Here is a 12,612-nt window from a genome sequence, read left to right as displayed (position 1 = left end):
GGGCGATAGTGTATCCGTATGACTGTTTTTGCTGTTGAGTACGTATACGACGCCGAATCCTCCGAAGCCCGCGACGCCACCCGCCCGGCGCACCGCGAATGGACCGCCGGACTTGCCCAGGACGGAACGCTGCTCGCAAGCGGCCCCTACAGTGACGGCGCCGGCGCCCTGCTGATCTTCAAGGCTGCCGACGAGCAGGCCCTGAACGAGGTCCTCAAGCAGGATCCCTTCGCCGCCGCCGGTGCCATCTCCGGCACCCGCACGATGGTCTGGGCTCCCCTGACCGGCCTTCTGGCCGGCCACGCCGCCTAACCGTCCCCGCCAGACCTACTTCAATACAAGGAGTCCATGTGACCTCGGTCAGCCTGGGAATGCCGTCAGCACCGCCCCCCGTCCTCGCGCCGCGCCGCAAGACCCGCCAGATCAAGGTGGGTTCGGTCGGCGTCGGCTCCGACTCGCCGATCAGTGTGCAGTCAATGACCACGACGCCCACCACGGACATCAACGCCACGCTGCAGCAGATCGCCGAACTCACGGCCTCCGGCTGCGACATTGTCCGCGTCGCCTGCCCGTCCGCTGACGACGCGGAGGCCCTGCCGATCATCGCCCGGAAGTCCCAGATCCCCGTGATCGCGGACATTCACTTCCAGCCGAAGTACGTCTTTGCCGCGATCGAGGCAGGCTGCGCGGCGGTCCGGGTGAACCCCGGCAACATCCGCAAATTCGATGACCAGGTCAAGGAAATCGCCCGCGCGGCCAAGGACCACGGCACCTCGATCCGGATCGGCATCAACGCCGGATCGCTGGAGCCGGGAATCCTGAAGAAGTACGGCAAAGCCACCCCGGAGGCCCTCGTGGAGTCCGCGGTCTGGGAAGCGTCGCTGTTCGAAGAGCACGGCTTCAACGACTTCAAGATCTCGGTCAAGCACAATGACCCCGTCATTATGGTCGCCGCCTACGAGATGCTCGCCGAACAGGGCGACTGGCCGCTGCACCTCGGAGTCACCGAGGCCGGCCCCGCCTTCCAGGGCACCATCAAATCGGCCACGGCCTTCGGCGCCCTGCTGTCCCGCGGCATCGGTGACACCATCCGGGTTTCCCTCTCCGCCCCGCCGGTGGAGGAAATCAAGGTCGGCAATCAGATCCTGCAGTCGCTCAACCTGCGCCCGCGCAAACTCGAGATCGTCTCCTGCCCGTCCTGCGGCCGCGCCCAGGTGGATGTCTACACGCTGGCCGAGCAGGTCACGGCCGGTCTGGAAGGCATGGAGATCCCACTGCGCGTTGCCGTGATGGGCTGTGTCGTCAACGGACCGGGCGAAGCCCGCGAAGCCGACCTCGGCGTCGCGTCGGGCAACGGCAAGGGACAGATCTTTGTGAAGGGCGAGGTCATCAAGACTGTGCCCGAGAACCAGATTGTTGAGACACTGATCGAAGAGGCCATGCGTATCGCTGAAGAGATGGGGGAGGCCGATGGCGAAGATGCTGTCAAGGGTAGCCCCGTGGTTAGCGTCTCGTAAGGACGGCGCCGCTCCCGGCGTCGCAGTCCGGACCCTGGGAGGCCCGGACACATCCCAGCTGGTGGACCTGGCGCGGCAGGACGCCGTCGCCAATGTCTTCATCCTGTCGCATCTGGCGACCGCCGGTACGGCGGCACCCACCACCGGCGGCGCAAGCATTCTTGGCGTGTTCGACGGCGGTGCGCTCCTCGGAGCGTGCTGGGCCGGCGCGAACCTGGTTCCGGTGCAGCTGGACCCCGGCCTTGCCGGTGTGGTGGCTGCGGCCGCACACCGCTCCGGGCGCCGGTACGCGTCGATTTTCGGCCCGGCCGACACTGTCCTGGCCCTGCACGCCGGGCTGGAGCAGTTCGGTCAGGCGGCGCATGAGATCCGCGAGGACCAGCCGCTGATGACGATCTCCGGGCCTCCCGCCGTGGCCCCCAATCCATTGCTGGGCTTTGGCCAGCTGGCGGACTTCGACAAGATCCTGCCCGCCTGCGCGGCGATGTTCGAAGAGGAAGTGGGGTATTCGCCGTACCTTGGCGGCCGGGAGTACTACAGCCGCCGGGTCAAGGGCCTGATCCGAGAGGGGCATTCCATGGTCCACCTGAACCCCGCACGCGACGTGGTCTTCAAAGCCGAGCTCGGTGCGGTCACCCCGGAGGTGACGCAGGTCCAGGGCGTCTGGATGAACCCGGAATTCCGCGGCCAGGGCCTCAGCGCCGGGTACATGGCCGCCGCCGTTGTCCTGGCCCAGACCCTCGCCCCGGTCACCAGCCTCTACGTGAACAACTTCAACTCCCGGGCCCGCGCCACCTACGAGCGGGTCGGCTTCCGACAGGTGGGGACGTTCGCTACGGTGCTCTTCTAGCCGCCGAGCTCCCCAGCGGCAGCACTCAGTTCACTGCAGAATTCTTCTGTCCCAGCAGTATCCCCGGCACTACAGAAAAATATCTGGATGCGGACTCTTGTTTTCGTGCCCTGCGTCACATAAGTTCGAGCTAGCCGTGTCGCATGGGCACGCGTTTCCCGGGAGCATGAGCCGGGGATGCAGACGCCCTTGGGGGCAACACAACGGAACTCACGGCCAGTAATTTGGCGGTGCTGGGGCCGCAGAGCCACGCCATGACAGGATGACCAGCCGGCAACGGCCAGGGGCTTCCGTCAGTTATGGCGTGGCTCTTCCATGTCCGGGCTGACGGTAGATTAGTACCTGACCCGTGGGCCGGTTTCGCCGGTTCTACTGATTCACAGCTCTGTTCACAGCTAGATTCACAGCTTTGCTGCTTCGCCCCGCACCTTCCCAGAAACGGATAGATACCCAGTGGTCCTTCGACTCTCCAAGCTGTTCCTGCGCACCCTGCGTGAAGATCCCGCCGACGCCGAGGTGGCCAGCCACAGGCTCCTGGTCCGCGCCGGTTACATCCGCCGGGCCGCCCCGGGCATCTACACCTGGCTGCCGCTGGGACTGAGCGTGCTGCGCAAGGTCGAAGCAGTCATCCGCGAGGAAATGTCCGCCATCGGCGCCCAGGAAGTGCACTTCCCGGCACTACTGCCCAAGGAGCCCTACGAAGCCACGAACCGCTGGACCGAGTACGGCGAGGGCATCTTCCGGCTCAAGGACCGCAAGGGCAACGACTACCTGCTGGCGCCCACGCACGAGGAAATGTTCACCCTGCTGGTCAAGGACCTGTACTCCTCGTACAAGGACCTGCCGCTGAGCATCTACCAGATCCAGAACAAGTACCGCGACGAGGCACGTCCCCGGGCAGGACTGCTGCGCGGCCGCGAGTTCATCATGAAGGATTCCTATTCCTTCGACGTTGACGACGCCGGCCTGGACGCCAGCTACGCCGCGCACCGCGGCGCCTACCTGAAGATCTTTGAGCGCCTCGGCCTCGAGGTCATTCCGGTCGCCGCGACGGCCGGTGCCATGGGCGGATCCAAGAGTGAGGAATTCCTGCACCCCACCGAGATCGGCGAGGACACCTTCGTGCGTTCCGCCGGCGGCTACGCAGCCAACGTCGAGGCCGTCACCACCGTGGTTCCCGCGGACATCGACTTCAGCAACGCCCCGGCCGCCGAAGTCCGGGACACCCCGGATACCCCCACCATCGAGACCCTCGTGGATGCCGCCAACCTCCTGGTGCCCCGCACCGGGGCCGACGGCGGCGCCTGGACTGCCGCTGACACGCTGAAAAACGTTGTTCTCGCCGTCACCCTGCCGACCGGGGAACGCCAGATCGTCGTCATCGGCGTTCCGGGCGACCGCGGCGTCGACCTCAAGCGCGTGGAGGCGAACATCGGGTCCTTCCTGCCGATCGCCGGCGAGATCATCCTCGAGGCCGCCAACGAGGAAGACCTCAAGAAGCAGCCCCTTATCGTCAAGGGCTACCTCGGCCCCGGGCTGTCCCTGGACACGCCCCTGCTGGGCACCGAGGGCGCCGCCAAGCTGCTCTACCTCGTGGACCCGCGCGTCGTCAGCGGCTCCGCCTGGGTCACCGGCGCCAACGAGGCCGGCAAGCACGTCTTCGGCCTGGTCGCCGGACGCGACTTCGGCTGGGACGGCGTTATCGAGTGCACCGAGGTGCGCGCCGGCGACGAGGCCCCTGACGGATCCGGTCCGCTGGAGACCGCCCGCGGCATCGAAATGGGCCACATCTTCCAGCTCGGCCGCAAATACGCCGCGGCGCTGGAACTCAAGGTCCTGGACCAGAACGGCAAGCAGGTGGTGGTCACCATGGGTTCCTACGGCGTCGGCGTCACCCGCGCCGTCGCGGCCCTGGCCGAATCCAACCACGACGACAAGGGCCTCATCTGGCCGCGCTCGGTCGCTCCGGCCGATGTCCACGTGGTGGCCGTTGGCCGCGGCGAGGAGATCTTCGCCGCGGCGGAGAAGCTGGCTTTCGAACTGGAAGCCGCCGGCCTCGACGTGATCTACGACGACCGCCCCAAGGTGTCCCCGGGCGTGAAGTTCGGCGACGCCGAACTCGTCGGCGTGCCCACCATCCTCGCCGTCGGCCGCGGGCTGGTCGACGGGGTGGTCGAGATCAAGGACCGCCGCAGCGGCAACGCCGAAAACATCGCCGTCGAGAAGGCGGTCGACTACGTTCTCGACGCCGTCCGCAACCACTAACCCGCACTCCGTCCAGGCGTGGTTTCCGGACTCGAGTCGATCGAGCTCAGTACCCTCATCCTGATTGTGGTCGCCGGCTTCGCCGCGGGCTGGGTCGATGCCGTCGTCGGCGGCGGGGGACTGATCCAGCTCCCGGCGATGCTGCTGGTGCCGGGCATCAGCCCGGTGCAGGCGCTGGCGACGAACAAGATGGGCTCGATTTTCGGCACCACCACCAGTGCCGTCACCTACTACGGCAGGGTGCGGCCGGATCTGCGGACCGCGCTGCCCATGGCGGTCATCGCCATGGCCGGCAGCTTCGGCGGGGCGGTGCTGGCGGCGAACCTCCCGGCGAGCGTGTTCAAACCCATCATCGTGGTGGCGCTGGTCGCGGTCGCGCTGTTTACGGCCTTCCGCCCGAACGTGGGGGAGCTGACCAGGCTGCGGCACAACGGCCACCGGCACTACGTGCTGGCGTGCCTGATCGGCGGCGTGATCGGCTTTTACGACGGACTGATCGGGCCAGGCACCGGGTCCTTCCTGATCATCGCGCTCGTCTCGGCGATGGGCTATGCCTTCCTCGAAGCCAGCGCCAAGGCCAAGATCGTGAACATGGCCACCAACGCCGGCGCCCTGCTGTTCTTCGTGCCGCATGGTGCCGTGCTGTGGGGTCTCGGGCTGGTCCTGGGCCTGGCGAACATGGCCGGCGGTTACCTCGGCGCCCGGACCGCCGTCAAGCAGGGGAACAAGTTCATCCGCATCGTGTTCCTCGCCGTGGTGGGTGCCCTGATCATCAAGCTCGGCTCGGACATCTGGCAGGAAAGCTTCGCTTAGCCTGCCGCTCACCCCCTGTTCCCTTCCTGGAACGCTGCCGTCCTTTAGACCCTGCCCGTCCCCTGGCCGCGGGCGTAGCATGCAGCTATGTCAGCACCTGTTGAACGCTACCGCGATGCCCTGGAGGCTGCGGCCCGGCACGCACGCCAGTGGCTGGAGAGCCAGGAAACACGGCCTGTGGGCCCGCGTGTGACCGCGACGGACCTCGCGGCAGACTTCGGCGGTCCGTTGCCCCGGGAGGGAACGCCGGCGGCGGAGGTGGTGGACTACCTCGCCACAAAGGCCGAACCCGGGCTGATGGCCATGCCCTCCGGACGGTTCTTCGGCTGGGTCATCGGCGGCACGCTGCCGGCAGCGCTGGCCGCGGACTGGCTGGTCAGCGCCTGGGACCAGAACGCCGTGCTCCGCTTCGCCTCTCCGGCCACGGCCGCCATCGAGGAAGCCGCCGGAAAATGGCTGCTGGAGCTGCTGGGTCTGCCCAAAGAGTCCGACGTCGGTTTCGCCACCGGCGCCACGATGGCCAACTTCACCGGCCTGGCGGCGGGACGGTGGCGCCTGATGACCGACGCCGGCTGGGACCTCGGCGGCGACGGCCTCTTCGGTGCGCCCCGGATCCACTGCTTCGTAGGCGAGGAACGGCACGACTCGATTGACCTCGGCCTGCGGTATTTGGGGCTGGGTCGGCCCACAGTGGTCCCCGCGGACCGGCAGGGCCGCATCAACCCGTGGGAGCTGGACCTGGCCCTGGCCAGCGCCGTCGGACAGGTCGCGGCCGCAGGACCGGGCCCGGCGCCGCTGCTGGTCTGCCTGCAGGCCGGGAACCTCCACTCCGGAGCCTTTGATCCGTTCGTGGAGGCAATCGCCGTCGCAAAGGCACACGGCGCCTGGGTCCACGTGGACGGGGCGTTCGGGCTCTGGGCCGCTGCCGTCCCCGAACTCGCCGCGCTGACCGCCGGGCTGCAGGGCGCCGACTCCTGGGGCACCGACGCGCACAAGACGCTCAACGTGCCCTATGACTGCGGGATCGCGGTGGTCCGGGATGCCCGGGCGCTGCGGTCGGCCATGGGTCTGCACACCAGCTACTTGATCCAGGACGCGGACGGCGCCGCGGACCCCTTCGAGTCGGTGCCGGAACTGTCCCGACGGGCGCGAGGGGTGCCGGTGTGGGCCGCGCTGAAATCACTGGGCCGGGACGGCGTCGCCGGCCAGGTCCGCGGGCTGGTGCTGCACGCCCGGCAACTGGCGGAGCAGCTGTCGGCGCTGGACGGCGTCGAGGTGCTCAACGACGTCGACTACACCCAGGTCTCCCTGGCCTTCGGCGACGACGCCACGACCCGTGCGGTGACGGCCCGGATCATCGCTGACGGCCGGGTCTGGATGTCCGGTTCGCGCTGGCAGGACCGTGACATTCTGCGGATCTCTGTCAGCAACTGGAGCACGGACGACCCCGACGTGGCAGCCGCCGTCGACGCCGTGAAGGACGCCGTGGCGGCGGTCCGCGGACACAGCAGCTAGCTGGCGGCTTCCCCCGGTGCCGGCAGCTCGTGGGGCGCGGGGAGCTCCGGGAGCGTGCGGCCGGCCAGTGTGCTGGCCACCCAGAGCGACCGGGCGAGGTCGCCCCCGTGCCGGGGTTTCGAGGCGTACCAGAGCGCGTTTTCGACCTCCCGGGCCAGGCTCCATTGCCGGGCCACCTCGGCGTCGAGTCCGGCGGCCCTGCTGAAGTCCCCGCAGCGCTCCCGCAGGGCCCGTTCCGGATCCGCCCGGGACAGCTCACGGAGCCGGTTCCACAGCAACGGCGCCACCGCGAATTCCGCCTCGCCGAGCATGGGCTGCGGATCGATCGCGGCCCAGCCATTGGCCGGTTCACCGCCGCCGCCCGCCTCCGAACTGCCGAACCGGGCGAGGACGTTCAGAGAGTGCAGGTCGGTATGGACCAGCACGTCCCGCCCGGAGCGGCGGCCCACGGCCCCGCGGGTCTGGCAGACCTCAAGCGCGGCTTCCAGCAGCCAGCGCGGGAAGGGCCGGCCCAGCCGTTCCCAGCTCTCCGGCAGCTCATCACTCCACTGCTCGGCCCGGGCCGCCACGTGGTCGAAAGCCGCCCATTCCGGGCGTTCGTCGGGGACAAGGCTGAGCCGGCGAACCAGCGCACCCCACACCGGGACCGCCTCGTCCAGGGGCACGCCCTGGAGGGAGCGGGCGGCGTCCAGGCGCTCCAGCAGCAGCGCACCGGCCTCGGCGTCGCTGGCCAGCAGCCGGACCGCACCGTGCCCGTTCCAGAGAGCGAGCGCCTGCGGTTCCACGAGCGCTGCGTCGTGCGGATAGGCGATCTTCAGGACGGCCACCTGGCGCGCAGCCTGCCGGCTTGCTTCACCGGCCGTGGTGCCGGAGTTAGCCTTGTTGCCGGTGCCGGTCCCGGTCCCGATGGTGGCGCTGGCGCGAAGCCGCACCGGGACGACGATGGCCCCGTGGCCGTTCCACGGCAGGGCGCCGGGCGCGAGGTCAAGCTCGAGCTGCCACCGGTCGAGGCAGTGCCGAACCAGCCGGGGGAGCGAGGCAAGCCAGGCGCGGCCGGTTGAGCTGCCGCCGTAGCGGCGGCTGAGGTCGGGCGGAATCGGGACGTCGGTTGGCTGACTCATCGGATCCAGCGTAGTTGCTGCCGGGCGTCAGGGGTCCGCCGGGCCGGGCGGTCCCGCTTCGTCACACCGGCCCGCGTTGTCAGCAGGTCAGGATCCTGCCGGCGCAGCAGGAGGGTCAGACGGTGATGCCGCTGGCTCCGAGCCAACTGCCGATCAGGAAGGTCGCGACGAGCGCCGCGGCGCCGCCGATCACCACCCGCACGGCCGCCTTCATCTTCGAGCCGCCGCCGATCCAGGCGCCGATGGCTCCGGTCAGGGCCAAGGCGACCAGCACAGCCACGAAGGTCAGCGGAACCCGGATGTTCTCCGGCGGCAGCAGGATGGCAAGCATGGGGAGGACCGCGCCGACCAGGAACGCCGCGGCGGAGGCGAACGCGGCATGCCACGGACTGACAATGTCTGTCTCGTCGATATGCAGTTCCGCGGACAGGTGGGCGCCGAGGGCATCATGGGCGGTGAGTTCCTTGGCCACGGTCCGGGCGGTGTCCGCGGTCAGACCCTTGCCCTGGTAGATGGCGGCGAGTTCCTCGAGCTCCTCGTCGGGCTGTTCTTCCAGTTCCCGGCGTTCCTTCTCGATCAGGGCCCGCTGGCTGTCCTTCTGGCTGCTCACCGAGACGTATTCGCCCAGGGCCATCGAGATCGCGCCACCGACGACGCCGGCGGTACCGGCAATGAGGATGGGGCCGGACTCCGTGGTGACACCGGCGACGCCAACCACAATCGCCGCGACGGAGACGATGCCGTCGTTGGCGCCCAGCACACCGGCGCGCAGCCAGTTGAGGCGGTGCGCGATGTCATTGCGGTGGGGCTCGTTCTCGTGCTGGATGGGGGCGGCTTGACTGTCCATGGGTACAGCAAAGCACCGGCGTCCACAGCCGGCCAGTATGACGAACCTAACTAAGCGCTTCCTCGCCGCCGCAATCCCTGGCACCCGGACCTCCCGCGGACGGCGCGGCGGGGGCACTTACACCCGGACACGCCGCCTGTGACGCAGGATTCATGGCCTGCGGGCCGCAAAATCGCCCCGGACGGCCGACGCCCGGCGCCCGGCCGCCGCCCAGGAGTTACGGGACGGGTGCCGGCAGCGCGGGGAACCCCGCCGGATCGGCAGTCAGCCCGGGAAGGGCTCCGGTCTCCGCACCCCAAAGGGCGGACCGGCGTGCAGCACCGGCGAGGCCGGCGATCGCCCATTGGCGGGTCTGGCCCTCACTCAGGGCCACCAGGTCGCCGTAGACCGGCAGCGCCGAGGCTTCCAGTCTGCCCAGGCCAGCGGCGGGAGAGGCCAGGAAGCCCTGCGCCATGGTGTACCCGGCTTCGCGCGGCGGCACCGGGGCGCAATGGATCCTGCTCAGTGCTTCGGCACCAACAGCGAGGGCCTCATGCGTGGCGAGCTGCTCCGACGCCCGGGCGGCCGCTTCGCCACCCAGCCTGGTCAGGGCCACCTGGTACCCGTAGACGGCTTCCAGTTCGGTCTCCACCGCCGCCGCCAGCGCTCCAGGCAGGGTCGCTGCAGCGGCGTCCGCTCCTGCCGGGGCGGAAGAATCATCCACCGGTGCGGACGACGGTGGCGCTGCAGCGCTGGGGCATGCCCCGGACAGTCGGGGTGCGGCTGGGGCAGGCACCGCCGGGGCTGGCGCCCCGGCGGCCGCGGCGAGGGAGGATGCCTGCAGCAGTTGGGCGGTTCCGACGGCGGCCAGCAGCCGGGCCATCCCGCCGTCGGCCACGGCAGCGTCGGCGAGCCGTTGTCCGGCGCTATCCGCCAGCGCGGTTGCCAGCGCGGCCGCCGACGCCGGCAGGGGAGCAGCAGACTGAGCACCAGACTGAGCACCAGCAGACGGGGTAGCCGGACCGGGCGGCAGGGGAGAAGCCGTGGCGTCCTGGCCCGGCAGCAGGAGGGCCCGTGCCTGGCTTGTCAGCAAACTCACAGTCCGAACGACGGCGGGCTTCGCGTCGCCGGAGGCGGGCCGGCCCAGAGCCTCACCGGCGGCCCGCAGCCGCAGGGTTTCGGCCAGCGCGGCGGACCGTGCCTGTTCGGAAAACGGCGGTTCGGCGGGCTCCTCAGGACTTCGGGGACTCAAGGCGATCCCGAGGCTCACGACCACGAGGGCGAGGCAGGCCAGGAGGGCGATGCGGGGAATGAGCTTCCGCCGCTGCTTTTCCCGGCTGTCGTCTTTCACAACAGACCATGTTGTCATGGTTGGCATGCCGGCCGGGAACTGAAGTGCACCACGGCGCCCGGAAAATCGCTAGGCTAGTACACACAACATCATCTAACGGGAGGCGGCCGGCATCATGACCAACGCAGAAGCCACGACTTCAACAGACCGGACCGGATCGGGGAAGGCTGAAGCCGCACCCGCTCACAACTTCGAGGCCGAGCGGCTGCATGCCCTCCTGGAACCCGAAGTCCTGGCAAACCGGCTGTACCTGGAGGACGTGTCCATTCACGTCGCCGGAGCCAACCGGGTGGTCCACGTAGTGGTGGACCTGCCGCAGGACGAAACGGGCGGCGTAGGTCTCGACGTCATCGCGGAGATCTCCAAGACCCTCTCCGACATCCTGGACAACGATCCCAGCACTGACTCACGCCCCTACGAGCTTGAGGTTTCCTCGCCCGGCGTCGGCCGTCCCCTCACCGAAGAGCGGCACTGGCACCGCGCCCGCGGCCGGATGGTCAAAGTTAATGTCCTGCAGGGCGAGAACGTCACTGGCCGGGTCCAGTCCGTCGACGACGGCGGCGTCACCCTGGTCCCCGAGATCGCCGTGAAGAAGGGCATGAAGCCCAAACAGGGCGAACCCATCAAGCTTCCCTTCGACAAGATCCGCAGCGGAAAAGTCGAGATAGAGTTCAGCCACCTCGAAGAGGCCGGCCTGGAGAACGCAAACAATGGACCTTCTGAGGAGGCCTAATGGATATTGACATGAGCGCACTGAGACTCCTGGAGCGTGAGCGTGAAATCCCGCTGGATCTCCTGATTCCCACGATCGAGCAGGCCCTGCTGGTGGCGTATCACAAGACGCCGGGAGCCTTCGAGAAGGCCCGGGCCGAGCTGGACCGCAAGAGCGGCCACGTGACCATCTGGGCCACGGAGATCGACGACGACGGCGCCCCGATCGGTGAATTCGAAGACACCCCCGCCGGCTTCGGGCGCATCGCCGCCAGCACCGCACGGCAGATCATCCTGCAGCGCCTGCGCGACGTTGAGGACGACAACGTCCTCGGCGAGTTCAAGGGCCGCGAGGGCGAGCTGGTGGCCGGAACCATCCAGCAGGGCAACAACCCGCACATGATCCAGGTCAACCTGGGCACGGTGGAGGCACTGCTGCCGCCGCCCGAGCAGGTGCCGGGGGAGAAGTACATCCACGGCAACCGGCTCCGCGCCTTCGTGATCGACGTGCACCGCGGCACCAAGGGTCCGTCCATCACCCTGTCCCGGTCCCACCCGGGCCTCGTGCGGAAGCTCTTCGAAATGGAAGTTCCGGAAATCGCGGACCGCTCCGTGGAAATCGTTGCCCTCGCCCGTGAGGCCGGGCACCGCACCAAGATGGCGGTCAAGGCCAACCACCCCGGCATCAACGCCAAGGGCGCCTGCATCGGTGAGATGGGTTCGCGCGTCCGTGCGGTCATGAACGAACTCAACGACGAGAAGATCGACATTGTCGATTACAGCGACGATCCGGCGACATTCATCGCCAGCGCTCTCTCCCCGTCACGGGTGAACTCGGTCACCATCACTGACGAGGCAACCCGCTCGGCCCGCGTCGTGGTCCCGGACTACCAGCTTTCCCTCGCCATCGGCAAGGAAGGCCAGAACGCCCGTCTCGCCGCCAAGCTCACCGGCTGGCGGATCGACATCGTCTCGGATGCCGCGGTCAGCCGCGACAAATAAGTTCCAACCGGCGGCTCCGGCAACGGGGCCGCAACACGACGGGCGACAGTTCAGGCCCGCCCGTCAGCGTCCGTGTCCCCGCGAGTTCGGGGCCCGGGCGCCTGAGGGGCTAGAATAGACATGACCGCGCCTAACGGCCGGTATCCGCGTGTCCCTTACGCGTCCGGTTTTGCGTCCGGCGAAGGTGTTGATCACAACCCTTGGCCAGGCCGCCTCCGGAAGCCAGGGGCCGGCAGATATGTACTGGCAGGAAGATACTCGTAAGTGGCACACGTGCAACACCTCGAGAATCAGCCGCAGCGTACCTGCATCGGGTGCCGGAAAAAGGGGTCGCGGTCGGAGCTACTCCGGCTCGTCGCCGACGGCAGCGGTTCATCCGCCGTCGTAGTGGATGAACGACGCCGGATGGCTGGCCGGGGTGCATGGCTGCACCCCAGCGAAAAGTGCCTGGCACTGGCGGTCAAACGTCGAGCGTTCGGTCGCGCCCTGAACGGCGCTGCCGGAACAGCCGACGTCGAACGCCGGATCATGGCAGGCACGCAAGCCGTGGACACCCCGGTGGCCGCAGCAACAACCGTCCAACCTGAAAGCGGGTCAGAAAACTGATGGAAACCCGATGAGTTCCCAGCGATGAGTGCGCA

12 protein-coding genes are annotated in these 12,612 nt (G+C 68.4%); 9 read left to right on the top strand and 3 right to left on the bottom strand.

Annotated features, from left to right (window positions below; translation table 11 throughout):
* Nucleotides 1-18: 18 nt before the first annotated feature.
* The 6 genes from ABIB29_RS16075 to ABIB29_RS16050 all read left to right on the top strand — a co-directional run bounded on the left by ABIB29_RS16075 (nucleotide 19) and on the right by ABIB29_RS16050 (nucleotide 6,960).
* Nucleotides 19-312 carry a YciI family protein gene (locus ABIB29_RS16075; protein WP_354173801.1) on the top strand — a complete coding sequence of 98 codons (294 nt, stop codon included), beginning with the start codon at nucleotides 19-21 and terminating at the stop codon, nucleotides 310-312.
* A gap of 38 nt (nucleotides 313-350) precedes the next feature.
* Nucleotides 351-1,517, top strand: coding sequence for a flavodoxin-dependent (E)-4-hydroxy-3-methylbut-2-enyl-diphosphate synthase (gene ispG, locus ABIB29_RS16070; RefSeq protein ID WP_354173800.1), 1,167 nt, complete (start codon nucleotides 351-353; stop codon nucleotides 1,515-1,517).
* On the top strand, nucleotides 1,480-2,367 hold the full coding sequence (locus ABIB29_RS16065; protein ID WP_354173874.1) for a GNAT family N-acetyltransferase: 888 nt from the start codon (nucleotides 1,480-1,482) through the stop codon (nucleotides 2,365-2,367). Before ispG ends, ABIB29_RS16065 begins: the two co-directional genes overlap by 38 nt.
* Before the next feature lie 453 nt (nucleotides 2,368-2,820).
* Nucleotides 2,821-4,632, top strand: coding sequence for a proline--tRNA ligase (locus tag ABIB29_RS16060; RefSeq protein ID WP_354173799.1), 1,812 nt, complete (start codon nucleotides 2,821-2,823; stop codon nucleotides 4,630-4,632).
* An 18-nt stretch (nucleotides 4,633-4,650) separates the two neighbouring features.
* A complete protein-coding gene (locus ABIB29_RS16055) occupies nucleotides 4,651-5,445 on the top strand; it encodes a sulfite exporter TauE/SafE family protein (protein ID WP_354173798.1) in 795 nt (264 codons plus the stop codon).
* Nucleotides 5,446-5,532: 87 nt separating this feature from the next.
* Nucleotides 5,533-6,960: a pyridoxal phosphate-dependent decarboxylase family protein gene (locus ABIB29_RS16050; protein WP_354173797.1), complete on the top strand. Its 1,428-nt coding sequence runs from the start codon at nucleotides 5,533-5,535 to the stop codon at nucleotides 6,958-6,960.
* Here ABIB29_RS16050 and ABIB29_RS16045 read toward each other — a convergent pair.
* The 3 genes from ABIB29_RS16045 to ABIB29_RS16035 form a co-directional block, all read right to left on the bottom strand.
* Nucleotides 6,957-8,081: an aminoglycoside phosphotransferase family protein gene (locus ABIB29_RS16045; protein WP_354173796.1), complete on the bottom strand. Its 1,125-nt coding sequence runs from the start codon at nucleotides 8,079-8,081 to the stop codon at nucleotides 6,957-6,959. The genes ABIB29_RS16050 and ABIB29_RS16045 overlap by 4 nt on opposite strands.
* A gap of 115 nt (nucleotides 8,082-8,196) precedes the next feature.
* Nucleotides 8,197-8,928 (bottom strand): VIT1/CCC1 transporter family protein, encoded by a 732-nt coding sequence (locus tag ABIB29_RS16040; protein ID WP_354173795.1) that lies wholly within the window; start codon nucleotides 8,926-8,928, stop codon nucleotides 8,197-8,199.
* Between the two features lie 217 nt (nucleotides 8,929-9,145).
* Nucleotides 9,146-10,258 carry a ferritin-like domain-containing protein gene (locus ABIB29_RS16035; RefSeq protein ID WP_354173794.1) on the bottom strand — a complete coding sequence of 371 codons (1,113 nt, stop codon included), beginning with the start codon at nucleotides 10,256-10,258 and terminating at the stop codon, nucleotides 9,146-9,148.
* Between the two features lie 115 nt (nucleotides 10,259-10,373).
* Here ABIB29_RS16035 and rimP point away from each other — a divergent pair, with 115 nt between their 5' ends.
* The 3 genes from rimP to ABIB29_RS16020 all read left to right on the top strand — a co-directional run bounded on the left by rimP (nucleotide 10,374) and on the right by ABIB29_RS16020 (nucleotide 12,577).
* Complete coding sequence (gene rimP, locus ABIB29_RS16030) at nucleotides 10,374-10,991, top strand: ribosome maturation factor RimP (RefSeq protein ID WP_354173793.1); 618 nt, start codon at nucleotides 10,374-10,376, stop codon at nucleotides 10,989-10,991.
* Nucleotides 10,991-11,971, top strand: a complete 981-nt coding sequence (nusA, locus tag ABIB29_RS16025; RefSeq protein WP_354173792.1) for a transcription termination factor NusA — start codon at nucleotides 10,991-10,993, stop codon at nucleotides 11,969-11,971. Before rimP ends, nusA begins: the two co-directional genes overlap by 1 nt.
* A 264-nt stretch (nucleotides 11,972-12,235) precedes the next feature.
* On the top strand, nucleotides 12,236-12,577 hold the full coding sequence (locus ABIB29_RS16020) for a YlxR family protein (protein ID WP_354173791.1): 342 nt from the start codon (nucleotides 12,236-12,238) through the stop codon (nucleotides 12,575-12,577).
* Nucleotides 12,578-12,612 lie beyond the last annotated feature (35 nt).

It is taken from the genome of Arthrobacter sp. UYEF36 (genome assembly GCF_040547025.1).
In the GTDB taxonomy this organism is placed as follows: domain Bacteria; phylum Actinomycetota; class Actinomycetes; order Actinomycetales; family Micrococcaceae; genus Arthrobacter.
The sequence above is the reverse complement of the archived record's forward strand: the minus strand, read 5'-3'. Positions and strand labels throughout refer to the sequence as shown.

What these genes read in the sequence shown, in the direction of transcription:
- ABIB29_RS16075 (WP_354173801.1), top strand. Translation starts at nt 19, where the DNA reads ATGACTGTTTTTGCTGTTGAGTACGTATACGACGCCGAATCCTCCGAA.
- ABIB29_RS16065 (WP_354173874.1), top strand. Translation starts at nt 1,480, where the DNA reads ATGCTGTCAAGGGTAGCCCCGTGGTTAGCGTCTCGTAAGGACGGCGCC.
- ABIB29_RS16050 (WP_354173797.1), top strand. Translation starts at nt 5,533, where the DNA reads ATGTCAGCACCTGTTGAACGCTACCGCGATGCCCTGGAGGCTGCGGCC.
- ABIB29_RS16045 (WP_354173796.1), bottom strand. Translation starts at nt 8,081, where the DNA reads ATGAGTCAGCCAACCGACGTCCCGATTCCGCCCGACCTCAGCCGCCGC.
- ABIB29_RS16040 (WP_354173795.1), bottom strand. Translation starts at nt 8,928, where the DNA reads ATGGACAGTCAAGCCGCCCCCATCCAGCACGAGAACGAGCCCCACCGC.
- rimP (WP_354173793.1), top strand. Translation starts at nt 10,374, where the DNA reads ATGACCAACGCAGAAGCCACGACTTCAACAGACCGGACCGGATCGGGG.
- nusA (WP_354173792.1), top strand. Translation starts at nt 10,991, where the DNA reads ATGGATATTGACATGAGCGCACTGAGACTCCTGGAGCGTGAGCGTGAA.